31 protein-coding genes, 1 tRNA gene and 1 pseudogene are annotated in these 24,206 nt (G+C 67.9%); 16 read left to right on the forward strand and 17 right to left on the reverse strand.

Features of this window, described 5'->3' with window-relative positions:
• Positions 1-12: 12 nt before the first annotated feature.
• Both E3O57_RS11335 and E3O57_RS11340 read right to left on the reverse strand, forming a co-directional pair.
• Positions 13-741, reverse strand: coding sequence for a flavodoxin family protein (locus E3O57_RS11335; protein ID WP_088454924.1), 729 nt, complete (start codon positions 739-741; stop codon positions 13-15).
• A gap of 32 nt (positions 742-773) precedes the next feature.
• Positions 774-1,973: an MFS transporter gene (locus E3O57_RS11340; protein WP_103478754.1), complete on the reverse strand. Its 1,200-nt coding sequence runs from the start codon at positions 1,971-1,973 to the stop codon at positions 774-776.
• A gap of 234 nt (positions 1,974-2,207) precedes the next feature.
• Here E3O57_RS11340 and E3O57_RS11345 point away from each other — a divergent pair, with 234 nt between their 5' ends.
• From E3O57_RS11345 to glsA, 5 genes are all read left to right on the forward strand, one after another.
• Positions 2,208-2,795 (forward strand): nucleoside deaminase, encoded by a 588-nt coding sequence (locus E3O57_RS11345; protein WP_088454926.1) that lies wholly within the window; start codon positions 2,208-2,210, stop codon positions 2,793-2,795.
• A gap of 4 nt (positions 2,796-2,799) precedes the next feature.
• Entirely contained in the window at positions 2,800-4,185 is a 1,386-nt protein-coding gene (locus tag E3O57_RS11350; protein ID WP_241990384.1) for an MFS transporter, read from the forward strand.
• A gap of 2 nt (positions 4,186-4,187) precedes the next feature.
• Positions 4,188-4,595: an MmcQ/YjbR family DNA-binding protein gene (locus tag E3O57_RS11355; RefSeq protein ID WP_103478756.1), complete on the forward strand. Its 408-nt coding sequence runs from the start codon at positions 4,188-4,190 to the stop codon at positions 4,593-4,595.
• Positions 4,596-4,647: 52 nt separating this feature from the next.
• Positions 4,648-4,720, forward strand: a tRNA-Arg gene (locus E3O57_RS11360).
• A gap of 65 nt (positions 4,721-4,785) precedes the next feature.
• The gene (gene glsA, locus E3O57_RS11365; protein ID WP_103478757.1) at positions 4,786-5,712 is read left to right on the forward strand and encodes a glutaminase A; all 927 of its coding nucleotides are present in this window, start codon (positions 4,786-4,788) and stop codon (positions 5,710-5,712) included.
• Positions 5,713-5,730: 18 nt separating this feature from the next.
• Here the strand turns inward: glsA and E3O57_RS11370 are convergent, their stop codons facing one another.
• The 3 genes from E3O57_RS11370 to E3O57_RS11380 form a co-directional block, all read right to left on the reverse strand.
• Positions 5,731-6,351, reverse strand: a complete 621-nt coding sequence (locus E3O57_RS11370) for an NUDIX hydrolase (protein WP_241990385.1) — start codon at positions 6,349-6,351, stop codon at positions 5,731-5,733.
• Between the two features lie 93 nt (positions 6,352-6,444).
• A complete protein-coding gene (locus tag E3O57_RS11375; protein ID WP_088454930.1) occupies positions 6,445-6,630 on the reverse strand; it encodes a DUF1918 domain-containing protein in 186 nt (61 codons plus the stop codon).
• A gap of 245 nt (positions 6,631-6,875) precedes the next feature.
• The gene (locus E3O57_RS11380; protein ID WP_088454931.1) at positions 6,876-7,322 is read right to left on the reverse strand and encodes a MarR family winged helix-turn-helix transcriptional regulator; all 447 of its coding nucleotides are present in this window, start codon (positions 7,320-7,322) and stop codon (positions 6,876-6,878) included.
• 129 nt (positions 7,323-7,451) lie between these two features.
• Between E3O57_RS11380 and E3O57_RS11385 the strand changes: the two genes are divergently transcribed.
• A complete protein-coding gene (locus E3O57_RS11385) occupies positions 7,452-8,393 on the forward strand; it encodes a diacylglycerol kinase family protein (RefSeq protein ID WP_103478758.1) in 942 nt (313 codons plus the stop codon).
• A gap of 11 nt (positions 8,394-8,404) precedes the next feature.
• Here the strand turns inward: E3O57_RS11385 and E3O57_RS11390 are convergent, their stop codons facing one another.
• From E3O57_RS11390 to E3O57_RS11400, 3 genes are read right to left on the reverse strand one after another with little or no spacing between them, the layout of a single operon-like run.
• Complete coding sequence (locus tag E3O57_RS11390) at positions 8,405-9,139, reverse strand: ABC transporter permease (RefSeq protein ID WP_165787869.1); 735 nt, start codon at positions 9,137-9,139, stop codon at positions 8,405-8,407.
• A gap of 16 nt (positions 9,140-9,155) precedes the next feature.
• On the reverse strand, positions 9,156-9,959 hold the full coding sequence (locus tag E3O57_RS11395) for a hypothetical protein (protein WP_088454934.1): 804 nt from the start codon (positions 9,957-9,959) through the stop codon (positions 9,156-9,158).
• On the reverse strand, positions 9,956-10,663 hold the full coding sequence (locus E3O57_RS11400) for an ABC transporter ATP-binding protein (protein WP_103478760.1): 708 nt from the start codon (positions 10,661-10,663) through the stop codon (positions 9,956-9,958). Before E3O57_RS11400 ends, E3O57_RS11395 begins: the two co-directional genes overlap by 4 nt.
• A gap of 161 nt (positions 10,664-10,824) precedes the next feature.
• Here E3O57_RS11400 and E3O57_RS11405 point away from each other — a divergent pair, with 161 nt between their 5' ends.
• The 3 genes and pseudogenes from E3O57_RS11405 to E3O57_RS19105 form a co-directional block, all read left to right on the forward strand.
• On the forward strand, positions 10,825-11,685 hold the full coding sequence (locus E3O57_RS11405) for a sensor histidine kinase (RefSeq protein WP_103478761.1): 861 nt from the start codon (positions 10,825-10,827) through the stop codon (positions 11,683-11,685).
• Positions 11,682-12,374 carry a response regulator transcription factor gene (locus E3O57_RS11410; protein ID WP_103478762.1) on the forward strand — a complete coding sequence of 231 codons (693 nt, stop codon included), beginning with the start codon at positions 11,682-11,684 and terminating at the stop codon, positions 12,372-12,374. The genes E3O57_RS11405 and E3O57_RS11410 overlap by 4 nt, the downstream gene beginning before the upstream one ends.
• 271 nt (positions 12,375-12,645) lie before the next feature.
• Positions 12,646-13,008 (forward strand): annotated as a pseudogene (locus E3O57_RS19105) (DedA family protein); the annotation flags it as partial.
• A gap of 143 nt (positions 13,009-13,151) precedes the next feature.
• On the opposite strand, the gene E3O57_RS11420 reads toward E3O57_RS19105, so the two are convergent.
• The 3 genes from E3O57_RS11420 to upp form a co-directional block, all read right to left on the reverse strand.
• Positions 13,152-13,553, reverse strand: a complete 402-nt coding sequence (locus E3O57_RS11420; protein ID WP_103461994.1) for a RidA family protein — start codon at positions 13,551-13,553, stop codon at positions 13,152-13,154.
• 381 nt (positions 13,554-13,934) lie between these two features.
• On the reverse strand, positions 13,935-14,645 hold the full coding sequence (locus E3O57_RS11425; RefSeq protein ID WP_103461993.1) for a winged helix-turn-helix domain-containing protein: 711 nt from the start codon (positions 14,643-14,645) through the stop codon (positions 13,935-13,937).
• A 577-nt stretch (positions 14,646-15,222) separates the two neighbouring features.
• Positions 15,223-15,855, reverse strand: a complete 633-nt coding sequence (gene upp, locus E3O57_RS11430) for a uracil phosphoribosyltransferase (protein ID WP_088454956.1) — start codon at positions 15,853-15,855, stop codon at positions 15,223-15,225.
• A 95-nt stretch (positions 15,856-15,950) separates the two neighbouring features.
• On the opposite strand from upp, the gene tadA reads away from it, so the two are divergent.
• Positions 15,951-16,412 (forward strand): tRNA adenosine(34) deaminase TadA, encoded by a 462-nt coding sequence (tadA, locus tag E3O57_RS11435; RefSeq protein WP_103462030.1) that lies wholly within the window; start codon positions 15,951-15,953, stop codon positions 16,410-16,412.
• Here tadA and E3O57_RS11440 read toward each other — a convergent pair.
• Both E3O57_RS11440 and E3O57_RS11445 read right to left on the reverse strand, forming a co-directional pair.
• Positions 16,354-17,091: a glutamine amidotransferase gene (locus E3O57_RS11440; protein ID WP_103478764.1), complete on the reverse strand. Its 738-nt coding sequence runs from the start codon at positions 17,089-17,091 to the stop codon at positions 16,354-16,356. The two genes, tadA and E3O57_RS11440, sit on opposite strands and share 59 nt — an antisense overlap.
• On the reverse strand, positions 17,088-18,050 hold the full coding sequence (locus E3O57_RS11445) for a cation diffusion facilitator family transporter (protein WP_103461991.1): 963 nt from the start codon (positions 18,048-18,050) through the stop codon (positions 17,088-17,090). Before E3O57_RS11445 ends, E3O57_RS11440 begins: the two co-directional genes overlap by 4 nt.
• An 81-nt stretch (positions 18,051-18,131) precedes the next feature.
• On the opposite strand from E3O57_RS11445, the gene proC reads away from it, so the two are divergent.
• A complete protein-coding gene (gene proC / locus E3O57_RS11450) occupies positions 18,132-18,980 on the forward strand; it encodes a pyrroline-5-carboxylate reductase (protein WP_088454959.1) in 849 nt (282 codons plus the stop codon).
• 37 nt (positions 18,981-19,017) lie between these two features.
• On the opposite strand, the gene E3O57_RS11455 is transcribed toward proC, so the two are convergent.
• Genes E3O57_RS11455 through E3O57_RS11465 form a run of 3 tightly spaced genes read right to left on the reverse strand, consistent with a single transcriptional unit; the run spans position 19,018 to position 21,559 of the window.
• On the reverse strand, positions 19,018-19,419 hold the full coding sequence (locus tag E3O57_RS11455; protein WP_103478765.1) for a cupin domain-containing protein: 402 nt from the start codon (positions 19,417-19,419) through the stop codon (positions 19,018-19,020).
• Positions 19,420-19,452: 33 nt separating this feature from the next.
• Entirely contained in the window at positions 19,453-20,124 is a 672-nt protein-coding gene (locus E3O57_RS11460; RefSeq protein WP_088454961.1) for a TrkA family potassium uptake protein, read from the reverse strand.
• Positions 20,117-21,559 (reverse strand): TrkH family potassium uptake protein, encoded by a 1,443-nt coding sequence (locus E3O57_RS11465; RefSeq protein ID WP_088454962.1) that lies wholly within the window; start codon positions 21,557-21,559, stop codon positions 20,117-20,119. The genes E3O57_RS11460 and E3O57_RS11465 overlap by 8 nt, the downstream gene beginning before the upstream one ends.
• Before the next feature lie 76 nt (positions 21,560-21,635).
• Between E3O57_RS11465 and E3O57_RS11470 the strand changes: the two genes are divergently transcribed.
• The 3 genes from E3O57_RS11470 (at position 21,636) to E3O57_RS11480 (ending at position 22,550) form a co-directional block, all read left to right on the forward strand.
• Positions 21,636-22,094: a helix-turn-helix transcriptional regulator gene (locus tag E3O57_RS11470; protein WP_088454963.1), complete on the forward strand. Its 459-nt coding sequence runs from the start codon at positions 21,636-21,638 to the stop codon at positions 22,092-22,094.
• A 63-nt stretch (positions 22,095-22,157) separates the two neighbouring features.
• Positions 22,158-22,391, forward strand: coding sequence for a helix-turn-helix domain-containing protein (locus E3O57_RS11475; RefSeq protein WP_088454964.1), 234 nt, complete (start codon positions 22,158-22,160; stop codon positions 22,389-22,391).
• Positions 22,392-22,451: 60 nt separating this feature from the next.
• On the forward strand, positions 22,452-22,550 hold the full coding sequence (locus E3O57_RS11480) for a 30S ribosomal protein bS22 (RefSeq protein ID WP_003792170.1): 99 nt from the start codon (positions 22,452-22,454) through the stop codon (positions 22,548-22,550).
• A gap of 42 nt (positions 22,551-22,592) precedes the next feature.
• On the opposite strand, the gene E3O57_RS11485 is transcribed toward E3O57_RS11480, so the two are convergent.
• Entirely contained in the window at positions 22,593-23,312 is a 720-nt protein-coding gene (locus tag E3O57_RS11485; protein WP_103478766.1) for an HAD family phosphatase, read from the reverse strand.
• A 53-nt stretch (positions 23,313-23,365) separates the two neighbouring features.
• On the opposite strand from E3O57_RS11485, the gene E3O57_RS11490 reads away from it, so the two are divergent.
• Complete coding sequence (locus E3O57_RS11490) at positions 23,366-23,635, forward strand: glutaredoxin family protein (protein ID WP_088454966.1); 270 nt, start codon at positions 23,366-23,368, stop codon at positions 23,633-23,635.
• Positions 23,632-23,931, forward strand: coding sequence for a Dabb family protein (locus tag E3O57_RS11495; protein ID WP_103478767.1), 300 nt, complete (start codon positions 23,632-23,634; stop codon positions 23,929-23,931). Before E3O57_RS11490 ends, E3O57_RS11495 begins: the two co-directional genes overlap by 4 nt.
• Positions 23,932-24,206: the final 275 nt, after the last annotated feature.

The raw sequence follows: 24,206 nt of genomic DNA on the forward strand, positions 1-24,206 counted from the left end.
CCCTAGCGGTACTTACGAATTCGGTTCGAACCCGAAGCGTTCGCCGGCGTCCCACTCCTGTCGCAGGTTGCCGTAAGCGGGGATGCCGCGGTTGGCCTTGAGGATCGCGGCCAGGTGCATCAGGTTCCAGGTCATGAAGGTGGTGTTGCGGTTGGTGAACTCGTTGTCAGGGCCGCCGGAGCCCGCATCCAGGTAGCTCGGCCCTGGACCGATCTCGCCGATCCAGCCGGCATCCGCTGCGGGCGGGATCGTGTAGCCGATGTGCTGCAGGCTGTACAGGATGTTGGACGAGCAGTGCTTCACGCCGTCCTCGTTGCCGGTGATGATGGCGCCACCCACCTTGCCGTAGTAGATGTACTGGCCCTTGTCGTTGTACTCGGACGACATCGCGTAAAGCCGTTCGATGACCCGTTTGGTGACCGAGCTGTTGTCGCCGAGCCAGATGGGCCCGCCGAGCACGAGGATGTCGGCGGCCGCGACCTTGTCGAACAGGGCCGGCCAGGCATCCGTCGCCCAGCCGTGCTCGGTCATGTCGGGGTAGACGCCGGTGGCGATGTCGTGATCGATGGCGCGGATGACCTCGACGTGCACACCCTGCTCGCGCATGAGGTGTGCGCTGAGGGAAATGATGCCCTGGGTGTTGCTGATCTCCGGGCTGCGCTTGAGGGTGCAGTTGATGAACAGGGCGCGCAGGCCCTGATATTCGAACGAGGCCTGCGTGTTTCTGAGCGTGTGCACCATGGGGGCAGTCAAGCACCTGGCCCGCGCATCGTCTAGCCCGGTCTCTGCGCGGAAGTGCGGGCCGGGCGCGGCGCGAACCGCCGGGCCAGGAACAGCACCGGGATGAGCAGCGCCATCGGCAGCAGGAACGCCTGGGCGAGCCCGGTGGAGTCGGCGAGGAGACCCACCAGCACGGCGCCGAGCACCGCCCCGGCGTAGTTGAACAGGTTGACCCTGGCGATCACCTCGTCGCTGCGGGCCTCGTGCAGCTCGCCCGCCGCGCTGAATGCCAGCGGCACCAGGGCACCGACCCCGAAACCGGCCAGGGCGAAGCCGGCCACGGCGGCCCAGGTGACGGGCACCGTCGCCACGACCAGGCAGCCGAGGATCGCCAGCACCGTGGTGCAGGCGGCCAACACGACCCGGCCGAACCGGCGCACCAGCACGTCGGCGCCGATGCGGGTGACCAGGATGGCGGCCTGGTAGGCGGCGTAGCCGAGCGGAGCGATCGCGGCGCCGGTGAGAAGCACATCGTGCAGGTACACCGTGCTCCAAGTGCTCACGGCGGAGTCCACCACGAAGGCGGCCAGCACCACGGTGCCGAACAACACGATGCCGCGGCGAGGCAGCTTGCCGTGCGGGGCCGCATTCGGGGCCGGTGGAAGCTTGGTACGCCGCGGGTCGAAGCCGCGCAGACCCACGACGGCGACGGCGAGGGCGACGACGGCGCCCGCAACCAGGGCGATGCCGGCGTTGGCCGCGGTGCCGGCAACGGCCGACATCAGCAGGGCGCCGGCGATGGCGGCGCCGGTGTACCAGGCGAAGAATCCGGCCATCACGGAGACGCCGATGCGCTGCTGCACCAGCACGCCCTGCATGGCGCCGGCGGCATCGACGATGCCCAGGCCCGCGCCGTAGATCGCGAACGCGGCGATGAACGCGGGCAGCCCCACCGGGGAGGCGATCAGCGGCAGGGCCACGGCCTCGAGGAGCAGTCCCACCACCAGGGCCACCCTGCTGCCCCAGTGCACCGCGAGTCGATCGGCCAGCAGCGAACCGCCGGCCGCTGTGAGGCAGACCAGCAGAACGATGAGCGACACCACGGTGTCGTCGATGCCGTACCGGGTCTTCAGGTTGGGCAGCGAGGTGACGACCACCGCGTAGCCGAAGCCCTGCGCGGCGTAGCTGGCGCTCACCGCCACCCGGGAACGACGGATGCCGACCACGGGGCGGATGGTGGTCGGTGCGCTCATGCGGTCGGCTCCAGATCGTCGGTGGTCGGGCCGCACGAGGACAATGGCGCATCGGTGCACAGGGCGGTGCCCGGAGGTTATCAGGGTGCAGCCGTGTTCGGCGGCTGCAGTGGAGATGTCGGTGGAAACAACGCCGAGAGCGGGGCTCGGCGGCATAACCTGCCGGAAACATCCGCCTCGTACGCTGTGGGGTCTCGGCTTCGCGCGGTGCGGCGCCTCTGACGGAAGGTCCCTATGGAAACCACATTCACCCTGGCACTGCCGTCATGGTTGACCGAGCTCATGCCCGGACTCCCGCAGACGCTGCCGACCCTGGACGAGCGGATGGCCCTGGTGAATTCGCTCGCCGCACGGAACTACCGGGAGGGCAACGGCGGACCGTTTGCCGCCATCGTCGTCGATGCCGGTACGGGCGAGCTCGTGTCGGTCGGGGTGAACGTGGTGCTGTCCACCGGCGTGGCCGGAGCTCATGCCGAGGTCATGGCCCTCGGGCTGGCGCAACGTGCGACAGGCTCTTGGGACCTTGGCGCCGATCCGGCCCGTCCCCTGGAACTCGTGGTCAACTGGCGCCCCTGCGTGATGTGTTACGGCGCAACGATGTGGTCGGGGGTGCGCCGACTGGTCGTGGCCGGCTCCGGCGCCGAGCTGGAAACTCTGACCGGCTTCGATGAGGGCCCGATGCGTGAGGACTGGGCGGAGCAATTCGAGGCCCGGGGCATCACCGTGGTGCAGGACATCGGCCGCGACGAGGCGCTACGGGTGTTCCGGGAGTACGGCGCGGCGGATGTGCTGGTGTACAACGCGCGCGGTGGTGTTGACTGATCGGGTGACCTCCAGCCAACGGCGCATTCTGATTGTGGCCATCCTGTCGTCATTCGTGGCGTTCCTGGACGGCTCGATCATCAACGTCGCTCTGCCGGCCATCTCCAGGGAACTCGGCGGCGGCCTGCCGCTGCAGCAGTGGGTGGTCGACGGTTACCTGCTCAGCCTGGGCGCGCTGATCCTGGTGGCCGGGTCGCTCTCCGATACCTTCGGCCGGGTGCGGGTGCTGCGCGCGGGCCTGATCTGGTTCGGGATCACCTCCCTGGCCTGCGGATTGGCGCCCACCGGAGTCCTCCTCGTCATCGCCCGACTGCTTCAGGGGGTGGCGGCGGCGCTGCTGGTTCCCAGTTCGCTGGCCCTGATCACCTCCACCTTCCGCGGTGTCGCGCAGGGCAAGGCCATCGGCGCCTGGACCGGCTGGACCGGGGTCGCCGGCATCGCCGGCCCGTTGCTCGGCGGCATCCTGGTGGATGCGGTGAGTTGGCGGCTGGTCTTCTTCATCAACGTCATTCCGATCGCCGTCACGATGTTCCTGCTGCGCCGCGTTCAGGAACCGACCCGGCCTGCCGTAGGCGCCCGCGTCGACGTGCTCGGCGCCTGCCTGGCCGTGGTGGGGCTGGGCGGGCCGGTCTTCGCCCTGATCGAACAGGGCCGGTTCGGCTGGGGCAGCCCCGTCGTCTACCTCCCGATGGCCATCGGCCTGATCGCGTTCGCAGCCTTCCTCTGGTGGGAGGCGCGGGCCCCGCAGCCGATGATGCCGCTGGGCCTCTTCAGGGTGCGCAACTTCGCCGTGGGCAACATCGCCACCGTCGGGATCTACGCCGCGCTCAACCTGGGCTTCTTCCTCTTCGCCCTCTACCTCCAGGAGGTCGGCGGTTTCTCCGCCACCCTCGCGGGGCTCGCCGGCATCCCGGCCACCGTGATGATGCTGCTCTTCGCCACCCTCTTCGGCACCTTGGCCGGTAAACACGGGCCGCGGCTGTTCATGACGATCGGCCCGTTCGTGGCCGGTGCCGGCTTCCTGCTGGTGACCACGGCGGTACCGCCGGTCAACTTCGCCCTGCAGGTGCTGCCGGGAATAGTGCTGGTGGGACTCGGCCTGGCGATCACGGTGGCGCCGCTCACCTCGGCCGTGCTCGGCTCCATCCACTCCGGCCAGGCGGGCATCGGTTCGGCGATCAACAACGCCGTGGCCCGCGTCGCCGGCCTCGTCGCGATCGCCCTGACCGGCACCATCGTCGGGTCTGCGCTGGATGTCGCCGGCTTCCAGCGCGCGATGATGCTGGTGGCCGCGTTGATGTTCGCGGGCGGCATCGTTTCCTGGCTGGGTATCCGCACGGCCGTGCCCACAACGGATGCGCCGGTCGCGGCTGTCGGGGAGCCCGGGTAGTCATGGAGCATCCGCTGCTCTTCGACGAACCGGATGCCGCGTTGGAGCGCCTGCGCGCCCTGTGCCTGGCCTTCCCCGAGGCCGTCGAGGTGCTCGCCTGGGGGCGGCCCACCTTCCGTGCCGGCAAGAAGATCTTCGTCACCGTCGGTGCGAGCATGGACCGGCCGCACAGCATGGTCTTCAAGCCCGACCCCGAGGAGCGGCGGGCCCTCGTGCAGGATGCGCGCTTCTTCATCCCGCCCTATTTCGGCCCGGCCGGCTGGCTCGCCATCGACTTCGATTCACCCCGGACCGACTGGGTGGAGTTGGCGGAACTGGTGGAGACCTCGTATCGACAGGTCGCCCTGAAGCGCCAACTGGCGCAATTGGACCGCTGGAGGGCCCCAGGCGCACCAGAGGGCTCAAAATAACTGTTATAGTTTCTAAGTTGTCTTCGAGGGTTTCGGTCCCGAATTCATCACTGCGCCCGTAGCTCAACGGATAGAGCATCTGACTACGGATCAGAAGGTTGGGGGTTCGAATCCCTTCGGGCGCACAGATTGAAAGCGGTTCACTTCGGTGGGCCGCTTTCGTCGTTTCCGGCCGTGACAGGATGGGTTGATGAGCCGCTCCTCGGACCCTCGCACGTACGACCTCGATTCGCTCCGTGACCGGGTGGTCCCCGAAGCGGGGGGAGCGGTCGATGACAGCATCCCTCAGTTGGCCGACGCCGACCCGGGGTTGTGCGGAATCGCGCTCGTGCTGCCGGACGGCACCGTGCGGAGCAGTGCACAGGCCGACGTGCTCTTCAGTGTGCAGTCGGCCGTGAAGCCCTTCCTCTTCGCCCTGGCCCTGCTGGACACCCACGGCGAAGCGTTTGATCGCATCGGCATCGAACCGACCGGTGAGGCCTTCGACGCCATCAAGCTCGAAAGCGGCACCGGCCGCCCACCGAATCCCATGGTCAACGCCGGAGCACTGCTCACCGCCGCCCTCGTCGACGGTGACGACGTCGCCGCCCGGAACGACCGCATCCTGCGGGGCCTGTCGGCTTTCGCCGGGCGCCCGCTCGAGGTGGACGAGGGCATCGCCCGCACCGAACACCTACTCGGCGACCGCAACCACGCTCTGGCGCACCTGATGCGGTCGGAGGGCACCCTGCGGGTCAGCGCCGACGACGCCGTGGAAGTGTACGCCAGGGCCTGCGCCGTGCTCGTCGACGCCCGGGCCCTCGCGGTGATGGGCGCGACCTTGGCCTGCCGGGGCGTGAACCCCGTTACCGGGGAGCGGGTGGTGCCGGCCGGGATCGCCCGCGACGTCGTGTCGGTGATGGCCACCTGCGGGGTCTACGACGGGTCGGGCCGGTGGATGCAGAGTGTCGGGATTCCGGCGAAGTCGAGCGTCTCCGGCGCCATCGTGCTGGCAGCACCCGGCCGGCTCGGCGCCGCCGTGGTCAGCCCGCCGCTGGACGCGCAGGGCACCAGTGTGCGCGGGCGTCTCGTGAGCGATCGGCTCAGCGTCGACCTCGGCCTCCACGCCTTCGGCTGACCGCCACCCGGTCGGCGCTTAGTGCGTCGCCCGCTGCCGGTGGCCGAGCTCGGCGAGCACACCGGCCAGGCGGAGCGCGAACTGCGGGGGAACGTTCTGCGGCAGCGCATCCACCGGCCACCACGCGACATCGTCGCTTTCGTCGCTCGCCACCGGGGCGGCCTCCGGTCTGGCCATCGCCGCAAAGCCCACGTCCCAGTGCGTACGGCAGCTGAAGCCGTCACCGAGGTTGTGCCGGTCCAGATCCAGGATGCCGCCGCCGACCGGATCGAGGTCGTCGATTCCGCATTCCTCGCGGGCTTCCCTGAGGGCGGTGTCGACAACGGAGCCGTCGGCCGCCTCGACGTGACCGCCCAATTGCACCCAGAACCGGCCCTTCTTGTGAAAGCACAGCAGCACCTGCGCCAGGTCGGGGGTGAAGACGAAGCAGCTCCCGGTGACGTGTTCGGGGCCGCCGTGGCGTTCCAGCGCTGCCTCGGGCGAGCCGAGGACGAACCCGAGGTACTCGTCCCGCAGCACGGCCTGCCCGGGTGCGAGCGGCATCCAGGCCCGAAGCCGGTCGATCAGATCGTCAGCGCGCGCGGCGACGGGTCCGCCGGCCGGATCGGTGGCGGGGGAGCGGAGGTCGGGATCGGGCATACCTGAGGGTAGCCGCCGGCAACTGGTGCCCGTGCGGACAACTGCGCCCGGTACGCCGGGCGCAGTTGTCCGCTGCGGCAACGGTTGCGCCGGTCAGCGGGCGTGCTCGACCACGAAGTCGGTGCCGGGGAAGACCAGGGTCTCGTGACCGTCGTCGAAGGAGACCAGGTAGGGCGGCTCGCCCTCGGGGCCGCGGACCTCGCGAATGGTGCCGTGCCGGTCAGGCGTTGAATCGGTTTTGCCGCGGATGATGATCCGGTCGTTCTCTGCTGCGCGCATAACGCACCTCCTGTCGGGGAGATTACGCTCGCGGCCTCCGCCTGCACAGGGGCGGTGGCGCTCGGCGAGATTCCCGCAGCGCCGCAGCGGGCACAAAACTGAGCTAACCTTAGTTTTATCCAACGCGCCACACGGATTCTCAGTCAGGCAGCGTTCGGGTCGTCTGGCCGAGATGGCAGTCCTGCAAGGGAGTGCCACGGCGAGGTGAGGGGTAGGGCCCTTACCTCGCCGCCACCCGCGGCGGCTCAGACCGGCTGGTCCGGTCCCAGCCGTAGCCGGTCGCACAGGGCGGTGAGCTGCAGGAGTTCATCGTCGCTCAGGCTGTCGCCCACCCGCGTGCTGATCGAGCCCATGTGGTCCAGCGCCACCCGCCGAAAGAGCGCGAAGCCGGCATCCGTCAGCTGCACGATGGCGCCGCGACCGTCGTCGGGGTCGGCGTGCTTGAGCACGTAGCCCCTGGACGCCAGGCGGTCCACCAGCCGGCTCACGCTGGGCTGGGTGAGCAACACATGCTTGTTCAACTCCCGCAACCGGATGCTGCGTTCGGGCTGGCGGGACAGATTGAACATCACGTCGTACTCGTTGAAGGAGATCTCGCGGGACGGGAAGTCCTCGGCCAGGCTGCGCATGATGGCGACCTGGGCGCGAAACAGCGACTCCCACGCGCCGACGGCTATTGCACGATCGACCATGTTGCCTCCTCACCGTGCCCCCGGGCATCCCGTGTTCAACAATATGGGATCGGCGCGGCGTCCCCGGCAGCCTAGCCCGGTCGATCGCGCATTGCCGCCCGTGCGGCCGGACCGTTCTATAGTGCGCGTATGGATGCCTCGCGAAGTCGAACCCCGTCCGTCGCCGTCGTCATCAATCCGAGCAAGTTCCCGGATCTTGAGGAAACGAAGGCTCGGGTTGGCGCCGCCGCGAGCCGCCTCGGCTGGGATGACCCCCTGTGGTTCGAGACGAACAGGGATGATTCGGGCGTCGCCGCGGCCCGGTCGGCACTGGCGCTTGCCCTGGACCTCGTCTGCGTCATGGGCGGCGACGGCACGGTGCGGGCGGCAGCGGGCGTGCTGCGCGGCACCTCGGTGCCGTGCGGTCTGCTCCCCAGCGGCACGGGAAACCTGCTCGCCCGCAACCTGGGCATCCCGGTCGATTCTCTCGATGACGCCCTGGAGATCGCGTTCCTGGGGCAGAACCACGCCATCGACGTGGGACTGGCTACCTTCGACGATGGCGAAGAACGGGTGTTCGTCGTCATGGGCGGAGTCGGCCTGGACGCCGACATCATGGCGCAGACCGATGATGGCCTCAAGAAGAAGGTGGGCTGGGGCGCCTATGTCGTCGCCGGTGGAGCGACGATGTTCCGCGAGGGATTCGGGGTGACCCTGTCTGTCGACGGTGAGGAGCACACGAGCCACGAGTGCCTCATGGTGTTGGCCTGCAACTGCAGCTCGGTGGTGGCCAACATCGAACTCGCCACCGGCGCGAAGGTCGACGATGAACGACTGGACCTGGTGGTGCTGCGGCCCAACGTCGTTGCCGGTTGGCTGGGCGTGGCGGTCGAGGTCGCCGCGCGGATCCGCAACGGGGCCGCATCGCTGCGCCAATGGTCGGGTCGCGACTTCGGGTTTCAGCTCGACCGCCCGGTGCTCGCCGAGATCGACGGTGACCCGGTCGGCGAGACCCGTGCCGGTCGGTTCAGTGTTGATCCTGGCGCCCTGGTCGTGCGGCTGCCCGTTCCCGCCAGGCTCGGCCGGCGCTGAGCGGCTTCGGATCAGGCATCCCGACGACCGAAGAGCACGAACGCGGGAGCCAGGAGCAGGACGACCCAGGCGACCATGACGACACCGCCGGGGAGTGGCTCGAGCAGCCCCATGCCCGGGTACCGCGAGATGAGTTGCAGCCCCGCGAGGTCGGGGGCGAACTTCAGCCAGGGGAGCAGACCGACCAGCGCCACCCCGAGCCCCAGGACCAGGGGGATTAGGACGATCACCGGAAGCAGGATGGACCTGGCGAGAACTGTCAGCGCGGCCGAGATGAGGCTGATGCAGGTCCAGTTCAGGCCGACCATGAGCAGGTTCAGCGTCATCGCCGGGGTGAGCTCCAGCTCGGCGATGCCCGCTCCCCCGGTCGATACCTGACGCACGGCGACGCCGAACCCGACGGCGACGACCGCCAGCAGGAAGGCGAGGGCGGCGACGACGATCGCCTTCGCGCCCAGGAGTCGCAGCCGGTTCGGGACGGCCAGCTGGGAACTGCGAAGCAGACCGTTCTGGTACTCGCAGCCGACGATGAGTGCAGCGAGCAGGATGACGAGCGGTTGGCCGAAGCCGGCGACCTCGAACCCGCCCGTGTCGTCGCCGGTCGCGGCCGGTGAACGGGAGGCGGCGACATTCAGCCCCATCGCGAAAGACAGCGCCGGCGGCAGCACGAGGGCGGCGCTGATCGTCGCCAGGGCGGCGGGGAACGTGCGGATCTTCGTCAGCTCCGCGGCGATCGCTCGATACATGAGCGCTCCGCCCCGGCTACGCATCACGGCGCCGGAACACGATGCCGGCCAGTGTGAGGCTAGCGACAACCCACGCGACCAGCACGATCGCGCCGGCCGCGGCGCCAAGGTGGGTGCCGTCCGCCGGCGTGTACAGGCTGGCGCCGGCGGCCGGCGGGACGAATCGTGCGGGTGCCCACAGGGTGGTGAGAAAGTCGCCCAGGCCTACCGACAGCGGCACGATGACGACCAGCGGCAGGATCGCGTTGCGGGCCAGCACGCCGATCGCGAACGCCAGCAGGGCGAGTGCCGTCCAGGTCAGCGCGACGCCGGCGATGTTTCGCCACACGAGCGGCGGAAAGGCCAGCGGGTCCAGGCCTTGGTCGCCGAGCGCGAGGTGCCGGAGCACGGTGCCGCCACCCATCGCCGCGCTGGCGGTCACCGCGACCACGAGAGCGAGAACCGCTGTCCGGGTAGCGAAGAGTCGGAGCCGGTGCGGGTCAGCGATGAGGGAGCTGCGGAGCAGCCCGGTGCGGTACTCGCTGCCGGCATACAGTGCGCCGAGCGCGATCATCAGGATGAGCCCGATGTTCATCATGTCGAACCCCTGATACTCCACGGGCAGCGGCTGAGCGGAGTACAGCTGCGGGTTGGTCGCCGAGGTTGCCCCGGCCAGGTCGCCCCCGGTTGCCGCCACCTCCGAGCGGCCCGCGAGGTAGGTCAACGAACCGGTGAGGGCGATGGTCAGCACGGGCAGCATCCACAGCGCCGTGGTTGTGGTGAATTTGACCACCTCGGCCCCGACCCGGTTCCCGGACGCCCCCAGGAGAAGGCCGTTCACGGGAGGAGACCGGGGTCGGTCAGGGCGAAGAACGCGTGTTCCAGAGAGGGCCGGCTGCCGCGCACGGCGGCGACACTCCCGGTTGCAACGATGCTCCCGTCGTTGATGACCACCACGTCGTCCGCGAGATCGGCCATCTCCGTGATGAGGTGGCTGGACACCAGAACCGTGTGCCCGGCGTTGGCCTGGCCTCTCAGGAATGATCGCAGCCAGCGCAGCCCGTCGGGGTCGAGGCCGTTCGTGGGCTCGTCAAGCACCAGGGTCGCCGGTGATCCGAGCAGCGCAGACGCGATCCCCAGCCGCTGCCCCATTCCGAGCGAGAACGTGCCGACCTTGTCCTTTGCGTGGCGCTCAAGCCCCACGATCGCGAGCACCTCCGGCACCCGGCTCGGCGCGATGCCATTGCTCGTGCACATCCACCGGAGGTGGTCCCGTGCGGAGCGCCCGGCACTGGCACCCGGGCCGTCGAACATCGCACCCACCGTCCTCATGGGGCGGTCGAGGTCGCGGTAGCGTTTTCCGTCGATCAGCGCGAGACCGGATGCGGCCCGGTCCAGACCGAGCAGGATTCTCAACGCCGAGCTCTTCCCGGCGCCGTTCGGGCCGAGGAACGCGGTGACCCGTGCGGGCCGGGCCTGGAAGCTGATGCCGTGAAGCACCTCCCGTCGGCCATGCGATTTGCGGATGTGCTCGATGCTGATCATGCCTGCCTCTCTGCCCGGGGAACGGCCGGTCCTTTCAGTGAAGTGGGCCTCAGCGCGGCACGCATCCGACCCAGGGCGGCGCTGTGCAGCTGCCGGCGGCCCCAGGACTGTCAGACCTGGGTCCGATGCCCCCGACTCGGCCGCTCAGTAGACTCGGGCGCATGACACTGGGGGAGCGTCCGGCACGGCGATCCCGGGCGGCGCCTCTCGCGATCGCCGCATTGACAGCCGTGCTCCTCGTCTCCGTCACATTCGGTGTGACGGGCGCGCTCGCGGTCAGCCTCCCGATCGGGATCATCGCCGCCACCGTGACGATTTCGGTGTGGGCACTTGTCACCCTTCGCGCCGAGCGCGATGCCCACGAGGCCGCGCTCACCGAGTGGGCAGCGTCGAGCGCTGTGGCGGTCGAACGCCTCCAGATTGCCCGTGACCTGCACGACATCGTCTCGCACGGGCTGGGCCTGATCACCGTTCGCGCGGCCACCGCCAAGCACCTCGACGACCACGGTGAGAGCCGTGCCACCCTGCTGCAGGCGCTGGGGGACATCGAGACGGCCAGCCGGGAAGCGACGGTGGAATTGCGCCGCATGCTCGGGGTGCTGCGCCGCACCGACGACCCCGCGCCGCGGCTGCCGGTGGACAGCCTCGAATCCCTGCCCGGACTCATCGCCGGAGCGACCCGAAACGGCCTGGCCGTCGAGTTCGACGGTGGAAACCTCGGCGACGTGTCGCCGGGCGTGCAGCTCGCGATCACCGTCATCGTGCGCGAAGCACTCGCCAACACCCTCCGGCACTCCGGGCCGACGTCCGTCCGGGTGCGGCTGGTTCGCAGCGGATCCGTCATCACGCTGACGGTGACCGATGTGGGGTCCACACCAGCATGGCTGGCTGTCCCGGGTGCCGGGCAGGGGCTCGTCGGGCTCCGGGAACGCACCCAGAGCCTCGGCGGCACTCTGGTGGCCGAACCACACGGGCGCGGATTCCGCCTCGAGGCCCGGCTGCCCGACCGGGACGAACCATGACCGCGCCCGCCCGGCCCATCAGGGTGGTCCTGGTCGACGACCAGCTGCTCCTGCGCCGTAGTCTTGCCCAGGTCATCAACGCCGCGGCCGGACTCCTGGTCGTCGGCGAGGCGGGTGACGGGTTCGAGGTCGTCGACGTCGCTGAGGCCACCCTCCCCGACGTGATCCTCATGGACGTGCGCATGCCCCGGCTGGACGGCATCGAGGCCACCAGACGAATCTGCTCGAACCCCGCTCTCCGCGGCGCCAGGGTGCTGATGCTGAGCATGTTCGAGCTCGACGAATACGTGTTTGACGCGTTGCGGGCCGGAGCAAGCGGCTTTGTGCTCAAGGACAGCAAGCCGGGCGATCTCATCGACGCCATCGTCCGCACCAGCACGGGCGAGGCGCTCTTCGCCCCGTCTGTTCTCACCCGGCTCGTGGCGCACTACCTGAACCGCGCGCCCGAAGCCGCGGGAGCAGCGGCCAAGCGCGGAGCGGCAGCCGCACTCACCGACCGCGAGGTCGAAGTCCTGGGGTTGATCGGTCGGGGTCTCTCCAACGACCAGCTGGCCGTGCACCTCACAATTTCGGTCAAGACGGTGAAATCACACATCTCGCACCTGCTGAGCAAACTAGCCGCGCGGGACCGCGCGCAGCTGGTCATCGCCGCCTACGACAACGGGCTCGTGCTGCCGAGGAGGCTCTAGGAGTCACCCCCTGGACAACTCCCTCGGGCGGCGATGGTGGGGTTAGCCCGCCTGCGAGTACGGGAGCCAGCTCGATGGTGCGTGCTGGAGCGCATCCGTAGCGTCGGAGACAGACGAAGTCCCGCCTCACCGCCATCGCTCTGAGGTGGACTTCCCGGCAGATCGGATCCTTGTGGAGACGCTCAACGAGCTCATACTTTCCTGGGCGGCATCCCCCTTCGTGCTCGTCGTGGTTCTGCTGCTCGTGGCCCTCGACGGGTTCTTTCCGCCCATGCCCAGTGAGCCCGTCGTGGTGGCCGTCGCCGCGATCGGGGTTGCCACCGGGACCCCGAATCCCTGGGCGGTGTTTCTGGTGGCGGCCATCGGATCGTTCGTCGGTGACAACCTGGCGTTCTCCCTCGGCCGCCGGGTTGACCTCGAACGCTTCCGCTGGACACGCGGGCCGAGAGCGTCCCGGCTGCTCGATCGTGCGCGCCGCGCCCTCGACCGGCGTGCGGCGTCCGTCATCCTCACGGCTCGATTCGTGCCGGTCGGCCGGGTTGCGGTGAACGTCATGGCCGGCTCGAGCGGGTTTGCCCGACGCCGTTTCGTGCCGCTCAGCGCCGTGTCTGGGGTGGCATGGGCCGGCTACTCGGTCCTCGTCGGCGTCTTCGCCGGCGCCTGGTTACGGGATCAACCGGTGCTGGGCGCCGTGGTCGCGGTCGCGGTCGCGCTCGCCGGAGGCGTGATCATCGACCTGGTGGTCAGAAGGGCCCGTCGGTCGCGTGACCGCCGGTCCTATGACGGCAGTTTGGCCGCGATCACGCTTACTTCGATGAGGGCTCCCGGTACTCCCAGTCCCGCCACCCGTGCCGCGGTCACCAGCGGTGGGACACCGGGCCCGACGAGCCGCGGCGCGATGGCGCCGTAGGCGGCGCCCAGATCGGCATCCGCGGCGATCAATACAGTCCACTGCACGACGTCGACAAGGGATGCGCCGGCCGCTCCGAGCGCGACAACGACGTTGTCGACCGCCCGGCTGGTTTGCTCGGCGATATCCGCGGAGATGACAGTGCCGGTGTCGTCAACGCCGTTCTGACCGCCCACATAGATGGTCGTGGCGCCCGCGGGAACGATCGCGACGTGACTGAACGCCGGACTCTTGACGAGTCCGGCGGGTTGCAAGCGGATGATGTCCACGGTGTTTCCTCCGATTCTTCCTGGACGACACGCTACGCCCGTAACCGCGAGGGCGGACGCGCAGCCTGCCGGCACGCAGGGGGCATTTATCGCGATCCAAGCGAACGCACTGTGAACTCGCAGGAAAATAACGATTGGATAACTGGCGCTCCGTTACCTCTTCGTTATATATTCGTAGTGCGTCAACCGTTTGCTGTGGCGGAAGATGCGAATGTGATTGCAGGACACTCTTGGTGCAAGGGAAGAGGGTCGGTCGTTTGCCTCTACGACCGGCCCTCAATCACGTTAACGGCCGGTGAGTGCGCCCGTTGCTCGAGCGTGGCGAGACCTCGCGGGTCGACCTCGGCAAACGAGCGGGTGCGACCCAGCGGCCGGCGACGGTTAGAAGCGGTCGGGGCTGGGCGTGCTGGCCTGGCGGATCGATACGTCGGCGTGACGGTCGAAGCGGTAGCCCACGCCGCGCACAGTGCGCACGATGTCTTCGTAGCGGCCCAGCTTGGCGCGCAGACGACGCACGTGCACGTCGATGGTGCGCTCGTTAGGCGCATCCTCTTCGCTCTCGGCGTCCCACAGCTTGGCGATGAGCTCGGCGCGCTCGATGGTGCGGCCCTCGCGCAGCACCAGGTACTGCAGCAGCTCGAACTCCTTGTAGGTGAGCGCGGCGGTCTCGTTGTCGAGGATCACGCGCTTGCGGGAGATGTCAACGACCACGCCGCCGGGCGCCCGGTCGGCGTCGTCGGCCGTGGTGCGGCGCTTGGCGAGGGCGGCCGGGTCCTGCAGGGCCAGGCGCACGACGTCCACGTCCCGGCCGCCGACGCCGTCGGGAGCCAGGGCCACGGCGGCGTGAGTCTCGGACGAGGGGGCGATCGCCTGGGTCAGCTTCTTGAGTTCTTCGACGATGCGGTGCAGGCTCGTGCCCGCCGCGGCGGCCTTGGCCTCATCGATACCGACGTAGAGCACGAACCCGCGGGCCTGGCTGCCGTCGGGTACGGCGCGGATGCGCGGTGCGGCCGGTGCGGGCGCCGGGGCCAGGGTGAGCTCGGGGCGGTAGGACTGGACGGAGCGGGCTGAGTCGATGTGTGCGAGTGACATGATCGGAATCCTTGGGGGTGATGATGCGCAGGGAACCCGGCGCATCCGCGCTCATGGGTTCGAGAAAGGGCGGCCTAAGCGGCCGGTGGAGCGGGCGGCCTCGGTAGCGAGGGCCCTGGAGTCTCCCTGCCGCGATGGCGGCGTCCTCAGCGGCTGCAGATCAGCGGGTGAGGGGCGAGTGACTCGGCGAGAGTGCCTGTCTGGTCTAGCGGCACATTCGGCAACACGCCATAACACTGCCGGGCATCATCATGCCGGCAGTCCCCAAAGCCTCGGCGGAGGTCGGGATGCGTGTGGTGGAAGTCATGAGTGTGAGTAAAGCCGACTGTGACAAGTTGTGTCAATTCAGTGACGGCGGAAAGCGCCCGGTGGCCTGCATCAGGTTCACGAGGGGCTGTGCGAGTTCGTAGGATCTCGCACGAAACGGCGATCCATCAAAGAAATCCAGCGAGAAACGAACTATTTCAAAGTTTTGTGAATCTAACCGCGGTCGGCGCGCCGGGCGTCGCAGGATCTGCGTACTGCGGGCGCGCCGAATGTGACGATGCCCGCAGCCGGTTGAACAGACCGGGCCGGATCAGACCAGGCCGTAGAGCCTGTCGCCTGCGTCGCCGAGGCCGGGCACGATGTAGCCGTGCTCGTCGAGGCGTTCGTCGACGGCGCCCAGAACGATGGTGACCTCACGGCCGGCCAAAGCGGCCTCGACGGCGGCGAGACCCTCGGGGGCGGCCAGGATGCAGATGGCGGTGACATCGACGGCGCCGCGGTCGAAGAGGAACTCGATGGCCGCGATCAGCGAGCCGCCGGTAGCCAGCATCGGGTCGAGCACAAAACACTGACGGTCGGACAGGTCGTCCGGCAGGCGCTCCGCATAGGTGGTCGGCTGCAGGGTCTCTTCGTTGCGTGCCATGCCCAGGAAGCCCACTTCAGCGGTGGGGAGCAGCTTGACCATGCCCTCGAGCATGCCCAGGCCCGCGCGGAGGATCGGCACCACGAGCGGCTTCGGGTCGCTGATCTTGACGCCGCGGGCGATCGCCACCGGGGTCTGCACGGTGACCTCGTCGACGCGCACGCCTCGAGTGCCCTCGTAGGCCAGCAGCGTCATCAGCTCTTCCACCAGCGCCCGGAACATCGGCGACGAGGTGCTCTGATCACGCAGCACGGTGAGCTTGTGGGTGATGAGCGGATGGTCGGCTACGTGGACTCGCATAGGCTCAATCTACTAGCTCAACGGGCATCCGGCTCTCGTGGGCTACTCGGAAATGGGGTGGGGTGGTGCGGCAGAGCGAGGAACACCTGGCCTGGATGCGGCTGGCCCTCCACGAAGCGCACGGCGCCCTGGCCAGCGGCGACGTTCCGGTCGGCGCTGTCGTGCTGGACGCCGCCGGCCGGGTGATCGGTCGGGGACGCAATGAACGGGAACTCCACCAGGACCCGACCCTGCACGCCGAGGTTGTCGCCATCCGTGAGGCCGCCGCCGCCACCGGGGACTGGCACCTGACCGGTTGCACCCTCGTGGTGACTCTGGAGCCCTGTGTGATGTGCGCCGGCGCGATCGTGGCGGCCCGCATCCCCCTCGTGGTCTTCGGGGCCTGGGACGAGAAGGCCGGCGCCGCCGGCTCGCTCTACGACGTGCTGCGGGACCGACGGCTCAACCACCGGGTCGAGGTGGTGTCCGGGGTGGCCGAGGGCGAGTGCGGCCTTCTGCTCACCGAATTCTTTGAGGACCCGCTGCGTCGCCCGGCAGGGCCGACAGCCACTCGCTGAACATCGCGCTGGACGCCTGCTGCATGGCAGCGGAGTGCTGGGCGCGTTCCTGCCGCAGGGCGTCGGGCTCCAGACCCTCAGCGCGGACCTCGGCCTCGGAGGAGCTCAGCCAGGTCTCGTGCATCTCCGCGGTCACCTCGGGGTGGAACTGCACGGCCAGGGCCCAGTCGTCGATGGCGAAAGCCTCGTTGCCGTAGGCGGCCGACCCCGCCAGGCGGATGGTGCCCGCCGGCAGGTCGAAGGTGTCACTGTGCCACTGCATCATCGGGATGCCGCTGACGTGGCGGAGCGGGGAGGCCTGGCCGGCCTCGGTGGGCTCCACCAGGCGGAAACCGATCTCGTTGCTCTGGCCTCGGTAGACCGGGGAGCCGAGGGCGCTGGCCATCAGCTGGGCGCCCAGGCAGACGCCGAAGACCGGGCGGCGGGCGGCGAGCCGGCGGGTGAGCAACTCGATCTCGTCGGTGAGTACCGGATAACTCTCGGTCTCGTATGCGCCCATCTCACCGCCGAGCACCACCAGGAGGTCGGCCGCGGCCGGGTCGATGCCGCGCACGCCGTCGGCGCCGAGGGTGTCGATGTAGTGCACGGTGTAGTCGTGGTCGAGAAGCACCTGCTCCAGGTTGCCGAGGTGGATATCGTCGGCGTGCCGCAGGACGACGGCGATACGGCTCGCGCTCATTCGCGTCCCTTGATGAAGATCGTGTCGGTGGGCGGGTTGACCGTGGCCGGGTCGATGTAGAGGTCGGGCTCGAGGTAAACCACCCTGGCGCTGGGCACGGCCTCGCGGATGCGGGCCTCGATGGTGTCGATCCCGGCGGCCACGTCGGAGAACCGCTGAGCGGAGTCGAAGGAGAGCTTGGCGGCCACGAGGAGTTCGTCCGGGCCCAGGTAGAGGGTCTTGAGGTGGATGAGGTTCTTGGTCTCCGGGCCGGCCAGGATGGCGGCCTTGATGGCGTCGACATCCTTGTCGCTGGCGCCCTCGCCCACCAGTAGGCTCTTGGTCTCGATGCCCAGGACGATGGCCACCAGCACGAGCAGCACGCCGATCGCGAGGGTGCCGACGGCGTCCCAGGTGGCGTCGCCGGTGAGCACGGTCAGGCCCACGCCGCCCAGGGCCAGCGTCAGGCCGGTCAACGCCGCAACGTCTTCGAGCAGCACCACGGGAAGCTCGGGGGCCTTGGCGTGCCGAATGAACTGCACCCAGGTCTCGCCCTTGCGGGTGTGGTTGGACTCCTTCACGGCGGTGCGCAGCGAGAACGACTCCAGGCCGATCGCAACCAGGAGCACCAGGATCGGCAACCAGGCGTTCTCGAGTTCGTGCGGGTTCTGCAGTTTCTCGATGCCCTCGTAGATCGAGAACACGCCGCCGACGGAGAACAGGATGATCGACACCACGAACGCGTACACGTAGCGTTCACGCCCGTAGCCGAACGGATGCTCGGTGTCGGCGGCCTTCTTCGACTTGCGTCCGCCGATCAGCAGCAAGACCTGGTTGCCGGAGTCTGCGAGCGAGTGCACGCCCTCGGCCAGCATCGAGGAGGACCCCGAGACGAACCAGGCGATGAACTTGGTGATCGCGATACCGAGATTGGCGAGCAGCGCCGCCACAATCGCCTTGTTTCCGCCTGATGCGCTCATGCGACCAATCCTAGAACCGTCCATCTTCTCGATCGGCCAGATGCCCCGGGTAGGCCTGGCGCGAAAAACTACACTGGGGGGATGACCTCGACCGCACCCGTCACCCTGCCCGCCATCGCCTTCCTGGGCGCCGGATCGATGGCCAGGGCCGTCCTGGCCGGACTGCTCAAGCCCACCGTGACGGTGGACGGCGGCATCCGCACCACCAACCGGTCAGCCGCCAAGGCTGCCGAACTCGCCGGCACCGCCGGGGTGACCGCATGGGCGACCGAGACCGAACCGAACGCCAACAGACTCGCGGTGAAGGGGGCCGGCATCGTCATCGTGGCCGTCAAGCCCGCGATGGTGCCCGACCTGCTCGCCGAGATCGCCGACAGCCTCGAGCCCGGCACCCTCGTCGTGAGTGTGGCCGCCGGAGTCACCATCGCCACCTTCGAAACGCACCTGCCCGACGGGGTTGCCGTGATTCGGTCGATGCCGAACACTCCAGCCGTGGTGGGCATGGCCGTCACCGGGCTGAGCGCCGGCACCCGCTCGACGGCGGTGCAGATGGAGCTGGCGACCGCCCTGTTCGAGACGGTGGGTGAGGTGCTGGTGGTGCCAGAGGACAAGATCGACGCTCTGAGCACCATTTCAGGATCCGGCCCGGCCTACGTCTTCTACCTCATCGAACAGCTCACCCAGACGGCCATCGACAAGGGCTTCACCCCCGCCCAGGCGGCAACCATGGTCAACGGCACCTTCCTCGGCGCGAGCGCACTCCTGGCCGTGTCCGACCTGACCCCCACGGAGCTGCGCCGCCAGGTGACCAGCCCCAAGGGCACCACGGAGCGGGCCGTGCAGCAACTCGAAACCGGCGACGTCAAGGGCCTGTTCGACCGGGCGACGGATGCCGCGCTCGCGCGGGCCCGGGAACTCGCCGCCTCCTAACCCCCGCTCGCCTCGCCCGCCCATCTCGTCGGTCGATTCAGGTATTGGCGTCAGTCCGGTACAGGTTGCCTAATTGCCGTTCGACCGGCACGGTGCCCTCTACGATCACATCCCCGGTGTGAGCGGTGGTTACCGTCTCGATGAGGACGATGTGCACTTCCTCGTCTGCGACAGGGTTGTGCTGCACGCCGCGGGGGACGATGTAAAAATGTCCCGGCGTGAGCACAACCTCCTGGTCGTCCGGCAGTTGGATTCGAAGCCGACCCGAGACGACGATGAACATTTCGTCCTCGGCGTCGTGCGCGTGCCAAACCAGCTCGCCGAGAAGCTTCGCAACCTTGACGTACTGATCGTTCACCCGCCCGACGACTCGTGGCGTCCAATGCGCTTCAACCTGCCGGAGTTCTGCCTCGAGGTCGATGCCGGAGAGGAGTGTCATGGAACCATTCTGCGTCAACCAGCGTGTGTTCGGTTAGGAGCCGAGGGCCGCGAAACGTTCGATGTCGCCCTCGGTGCCGGCGACGATGATGAGGTCATGGTCGGAGACCACCGTCTCGGCCGTGGCATAGGTGAACGGGCGCCCAGGGCTCTTCACGCCCACGACGGTCACGTGATGCTTGGTGCGCACCCCGGACTCGGTGAGGTTCAGGCCGCGGATCGGCTTGGGCGGGTACATCTTCACCAGGGCGAAGTCGTCGTCGAATTCGATGAAGTCCAGCATCCGCCCCGATACCAGGTGGGCGACGCGTTCGCCGGAATCGGCCTCGGGGTAGATCACGTGATTGGCGCCGATGCGTTCGAGGATCTTGCCGTGCGACTGCGAAATGGCTTTGGCCCAGATCTGCGGGATCTTGAGGTCGACCAGGTTCGCGACGATCAGCACACTGGCCTCAATCGAGGAGCCAACGGCGCAGACCGCAACGGAGAAGTCCTGGGCGCCGATCTGGCGTAACGCGTCGATGGACTTGGCGTCGGCCTGCACGGCGTGAGTGACTCGTTCCGACCACTTCTGCACGAGCGCCTCGCTGCTATCCACGGCGAGCACTTCGCGGCCCAACCGATCGAGCTTGCCCGCGGTCGCCGCGCCGAAACGGCCCAGCCCGATGATGAGCACGGGAGCGTTCTGCTTGATCCGGTCAACCAACTATCGGCCTTTCCTCGGGGCGTTTGAACAACTGTCTGCTCTGGCTCGCTGCCAGCGCCGCCGCGAGAGTCACTGTACCAACCCGGCCCATGAACATCGTTGCCGCCAGCACATAGACCCCCTCAGGGGGGAGCTCGGCCGTGAGACCCGTCGACAGCCCGACGGTGGCGAACGCCGAGATGACATCGAACAGCACCACATCCAGTGCCTCCTTGGAGATGTGCAGGATCAGGATGCTCGACACGGCCACGGTGGTCGCTCCCCAGAGCACCACACTCACCGCCAGGCGCAGGATGTCGCTGGGGATGCGGCGGCCGAAGGCCTCCATCTGCTCCTTGCCCTGGGCCTCGGCGAACGCGGCCAGGAACAGCACCGCAAGGGTGGTGACCTTGATGCCGCCGGCGGTGGAGGCCGAGCCGCCACCGATGAACATCAGCATGTCGCTGAGCAGCAGGCTGGAGCCGTGCAGGTCGGCGATGTCGATGGTGGCGAATCCGCCGGACCTGGTCATCACCGACATGAACAGGGACTGGAAGATCGTGTCGCCGGCGTTCAGGGACCCGAAGGTCTTCGGGTTGTCGAACTCCAGGATGATATAGAAAATCATGCCCGACACCATCAGCAGCGTGGTCGTCCAGAGCGTGAGCTTTACGTGCACAGACCATCGGCGAGGTGTGCGCCAACTGCGGGCGAAGGTCATCAGCACCGGGAAGCCCAGGCTGCCCAGGAACACGCCGACCATCAGCGCGCCGAGGAACCAGTAATCGTTGGCGAACTGACCGATGCCGCCGGCGTTCGGGCTGAACCCGGTGTTGGTGAACGCCATCGCCGCGTAGTAGATGCTCTGCCAGAGCGCCTCACCGGTGGGCACGCCGTCAATCAGCATCCGGGGGAACAGCAGCAGGGCGACCGCCGCCTCGATGACCAGGGTGCTGATGGCCACGGTCAGCAGCAGGCTGCCGACCTCGCCGAGGCGCACGGCCTGGCCCTCGTTGACCGGGCCCATATGGATGCGCGACGGGTTCGAGTCGCTGGCCGCCATGAGCTTGGCGCGCAGGCCCAGCCGGCGGGAGATGACCAGGCCCATCAGGGAGGCCAGGGTCAGCACGCCGACGCCGCCGATGTTGACACCGATGACCACCAGGGCATTGCCGAACGGCGACCAGTGCGTTGCCATGTCCACGGTGCTGAGTCCGGTGACGCAGATCACCGACACCGCGGTGAACACGGCGTCATGCAGCGGGGTGTCGGTATCGCCGGCCGAGGCGATCGGCAGGGAGAACAACAGGGTGAAGAGCAGGATCAGCGAGGTGAAGACGAGAAGCGCGAACCTGGACGGGGACCTGCGTACCAGGCCGTCGACCGAGTCCCGGAGGTGCCCGTACCAGGTGTTGGAATGCTGCGTGAAACGTGCGGTGGGGGCCTGCGTTTTCATTCGAATCGCCTTGCCTGACCTGGGGTCGCTGACAACTTGTCATAGCACCCGCACCCGGAATGACTAGCCTTGGGGCATGGCAGACATCTTTGGCGTAGTGGCGGACTCGACCCGACGCGATATCTTACGCATTCTCCTCGAGCGCTACAACCAGTCCAGTGCCGCCCAGGGGGAGCTGAGTGTCTCCGACATCGTCAGTTCGCTCGGGTTGAGCCAGCCGACGGTGTCCAAGCACCTCAAGGTGCTGCGTGAGGCCGGGCTGGTCGGCGTGCGCGAAGAGGGCCAGCACCGCTACTACCACCTCGACTATGCCCCGCTCGAAGTGATCGAGGATTGGCTGATCCCGTTCCTCAGTATCGACGTGGACACCGTGCTCGCGGGGGTCGTCGATGACACCGAGGTCCTCAAGGATGAGCAGCGCGCCTTCGCTGCGGCGATCGGTAAGGCTTTCGCTGATACCTCCTTCCAGATGCAGCACGTGGTCAAGGACTCCGGGGTGAAGAAGAGCGTCAAGAAGTGGCGCAAAAGCGACTAGCGGGCGGCCGGGCTTCGCTTTACAGTGACGGGCACACGCACTCGTCGATAGCAGGGAGCCGCCATGTCACGTGCGCTTCCCGACTCGCGACTCGACGATCTGCGCTTCCTCACCGTCGCCGAGGTCGCCGAGGTCATGAGGGTGTCCAGGATGACCGTGTACCGCATGGTGCATGCCGGTGAGCTGCCCGCCGTGCGCTTCGGACGCTCCTTCCGGGTGCCGGAATCGGCGGTCCTGAGGGCAATCGAACCCACTCTCGGAGGAAGTGAGTCGGACGGGACTTTCTTTATCCGTTAGAATGGGGTTTTCGTGTCGGTCGCGAATCCCGCGGCTAAACCAAATCTTTGTGAGGTCCGTGTGGGTTCTGTAATCAAGAAGCGACGCAAGCGTATGGCGAAGAAGAAGCACCGCAAGCTGCTTCGTAAGACTCGCCACCAGCGTCGTAATAAGAAGTAGACGGTCTCGACCGTTTACCTGAAAAAGCGCTAGGTCACTGACCTAGCGCTTTTTGCTTGCGTGTGCGGCTTTGATCTGTGCGATCTTCATGTGCATGATCGGCCAGCCGCGTGCCAGTGCGTAGCGCCGCAGCGTGGTGTCCGGATTGACGGCGACGGGGTTGCCGACGAGTTCGAGCAACGGAATGTCGTTGTGCGAATCGGAGTACGCCCAGCAGAGTGCCAGGTCGATGCCGCGATCCTCGGCGAGCCCGCGAGCGACGACGGCCTTGCGGCTGCCGTGGCAGATGCCGTCGACGAGCTGACCCGTGAAGATGCCATCGACGGTGGCGAGCCTGGTGCCGAGCGCGCCGGTGAGGTCCAGGCGTTCCGCGATCACATCAGCGACCTCCTGGGCCGTCGCGGTGACCAGCCACACCTCGCGCCCTGCCTTGAGATGGGCGTGCGCCACGGCGGCGGTTTCCGGCCAGAGCCGATGGATGAGCCGGCTGTCGAAGATGTCGTGGCTGAGGCCGACGAGTTCGTCCCTGGTGTGCCCGGTGATGATGTCCATGGCCCGCATCCGGAGCCGGGCGATATCGACCCCGTCTTCGCCGACCGCCAGGAACCGGGTCTGATTCCAGCCGAACGCGAGAATGTCGGCGAGCGAGATGAACCGCATCCGCCAGGCGCCGACGCCCAGGTGATAGAGGCTCGCGCCGCGCAGAAGCGTGTTGTCCACGTCGAAGAACGCGATAGCGCGGGGACCGGATTCGTCGGACATTGCGCTTGAGTCTACTCACGGTGACCGCACAGCAGCGGCCTAGGCTGGGGGGTATGTCCACCGCGCACCTCACCCTGATCGGCAAGCCGGGATGCCACCTCTGCGACGACGCTCTGGGCGTGGTCACCACGGTGCTCGCGGAGCTGGCTGCCGAACCCGGCTCCCCGACCGTGCTGCTCGAGGAGAAGTCGATTCTCGATGACCCTGAGCTGCACGAACTGTATGTCGAAGACATCCCGGTGCTGCTCATCAACGGGCTGGTGCACAACTACTGGCGCATCGACCCGGCGCGCCTGCGCACCGCACTCCTGGAGGTCCGATGACCATTCTGCATATCGTGTCCTGGAAGTTGGCGGCCGCTGATCCTGCCGAAAAGGCCGAAAACGCCGCCCAGATGGCGGCTCGGCTCGGCGCTCTCGTGGGTGTGGTCGACGAGATCCGCTCGCTTCGCATCGGACCGGACGTGGTCGGCGGCGCCAACTGGGACGTGGCCCTCGTCGCGAAGTTCGACGACGAGGCGGCGCTAGGTCGTTACCAGGCGCATCCGGCCCACGTGGCAGCGGGCGCCTACGTGCGCTCGGTCACCGCCGAACGGATGGCCGTGGACCTCGTCGTCTGACTGACGCTCGGTCCCGCCCCGAGGCCACGAGAGCGGGGTCGTGGTTGCTTCGGGGCGCTGTGGTGAGCGTTGGGCCGCTTTCGCGGGAGGTGCCTTTCGCGAGAGCGGTGGTGTGGTTGCTTCAGGGGTGTTGTGGTGACCGGTTGGCCGCTTTCGCGGTCTGGGCACGGGGTGCGGGGGTGCTTGTGGCGCGAAAAAACGGCCGAGCTGGTGCTCGGCCGTTTTTCGTGTGGTGCGGGGGTGTTACTTGGTGTTGACGGTGATGGTGGCGATGC

The organism is Cryobacterium sp. TMN-39-2, from assembly GCF_004402745.1.
GTDB classification, from domain to species: domain Bacteria; phylum Actinomycetota; class Actinomycetes; order Actinomycetales; family Microbacteriaceae; genus Cryobacterium; species Cryobacterium zongtaii.

Coding starts and splice junctions, on each gene's coding strand:
- glsA (WP_103478757.1), top strand. CDS start 4,786: ATGAGCCGCTCCTCGGACCCTCGCACGTACGACCTCGATTCGCTCCGT.
- E3O57_RS11345 (WP_088454926.1), top strand. CDS start 2,208: ATGGAAACCACATTCACCCTGGCACTGCCGTCATGGTTGACCGAGCTC.
- E3O57_RS11490 (WP_088454966.1), top strand. CDS start 23,366: ATGTCCACCGCGCACCTCACCCTGATCGGCAAGCCGGGATGCCACCTC.
- E3O57_RS11380 (WP_088454931.1), bottom strand. CDS start 7,322: ATGGTCGATCGTGCAATAGCCGTCGGCGCGTGGGAGTCGCTGTTTCGC.
- E3O57_RS11335 (WP_088454924.1), bottom strand. CDS start 741: ATGGTGCACACGCTCAGAAACACGCAGGCCTCGTTCGAATATCAGGGC.
- E3O57_RS11455 (WP_103478765.1), bottom strand. CDS start 19,419: ATGACACTCCTCTCCGGCATCGACCTCGAGGCAGAACTCCGGCAGGTT.
- E3O57_RS11405 (WP_103478761.1), top strand. CDS start 10,825: ATGACACTGGGGGAGCGTCCGGCACGGCGATCCCGGGCGGCGCCTCTC.
- tadA (WP_103462030.1), top strand. CDS start 15,951: ATGCGGCTGGCCCTCCACGAAGCGCACGGCGCCCTGGCCAGCGGCGAC.
- E3O57_RS11340 (WP_103478754.1), bottom strand. CDS start 1,973: ATGAGCGCACCGACCACCATCCGCCCCGTGGTCGGCATCCGTCGTTCC.
- E3O57_RS11385 (WP_103478758.1), top strand. CDS start 7,452: ATGGATGCCTCGCGAAGTCGAACCCCGTCCGTCGCCGTCGTCATCAAT.
- E3O57_RS11495 (WP_103478767.1), top strand. CDS start 23,632: ATGACCATTCTGCATATCGTGTCCTGGAAGTTGGCGGCCGCTGATCCT.
- E3O57_RS11390 (WP_165787869.1), bottom strand. CDS start 9,139: ATGTATCGAGCGATCGCCGCGGAGCTGACGAAGATCCGCACGTTCCCC.
- upp (WP_088454956.1), bottom strand. CDS start 15,855: ATGCGAGTCCACGTAGCCGACCATCCGCTCATCACCCACAAGCTCACC.
- E3O57_RS11465 (WP_088454962.1), bottom strand. CDS start 21,559: ATGAAAACGCAGGCCCCCACCGCACGTTTCACGCAGCATTCCAACACC.
- E3O57_RS11440 (WP_103478764.1), bottom strand. CDS start 17,091: ATGAGCGCGAGCCGTATCGCCGTCGTCCTGCGGCACGCCGACGATATC.
- E3O57_RS11475 (WP_088454964.1), top strand. CDS start 22,158: ATGTCACGTGCGCTTCCCGACTCGCGACTCGACGATCTGCGCTTCCTC.
- E3O57_RS11410 (WP_103478762.1), top strand. CDS start 11,682: ATGACCGCGCCCGCCCGGCCCATCAGGGTGGTCCTGGTCGACGACCAG.
- E3O57_RS11355 (WP_103478756.1), top strand. CDS start 4,188: ATGGAGCATCCGCTGCTCTTCGACGAACCGGATGCCGCGTTGGAGCGC.
- proC (WP_088454959.1), top strand. CDS start 18,132: ATGACCTCGACCGCACCCGTCACCCTGCCCGCCATCGCCTTCCTGGGC.
- E3O57_RS11370 (WP_241990385.1), bottom strand. CDS start 6,351: ATGCCCGATCCCGACCTCCGCTCCCCCGCCACCGATCCGGCCGGCGGA.
- E3O57_RS11470 (WP_088454963.1), top strand. CDS start 21,636: ATGGCAGACATCTTTGGCGTAGTGGCGGACTCGACCCGACGCGATATC.
- E3O57_RS11485 (WP_103478766.1), bottom strand. CDS start 23,312: ATGTCCGACGAATCCGGTCCCCGCGCTATCGCGTTCTTCGACGTGGAC.
- E3O57_RS11445 (WP_103461991.1), bottom strand. CDS start 18,050: ATGAGCGCATCAGGCGGAAACAAGGCGATTGTGGCGGCGCTGCTCGCC.
- E3O57_RS11425 (WP_103461993.1), bottom strand. CDS start 14,645: ATGTCACTCGCACACATCGACTCAGCCCGCTCCGTCCAGTCCTACCGC.
- E3O57_RS11400 (WP_103478760.1), bottom strand. CDS start 10,663: ATGATCAGCATCGAGCACATCCGCAAATCGCATGGCCGACGGGAGGTG.
- E3O57_RS11375 (WP_088454930.1), bottom strand. CDS start 6,630: ATGCGCGCAGCAGAGAACGACCGGATCATCATCCGCGGCAAAACCGAT.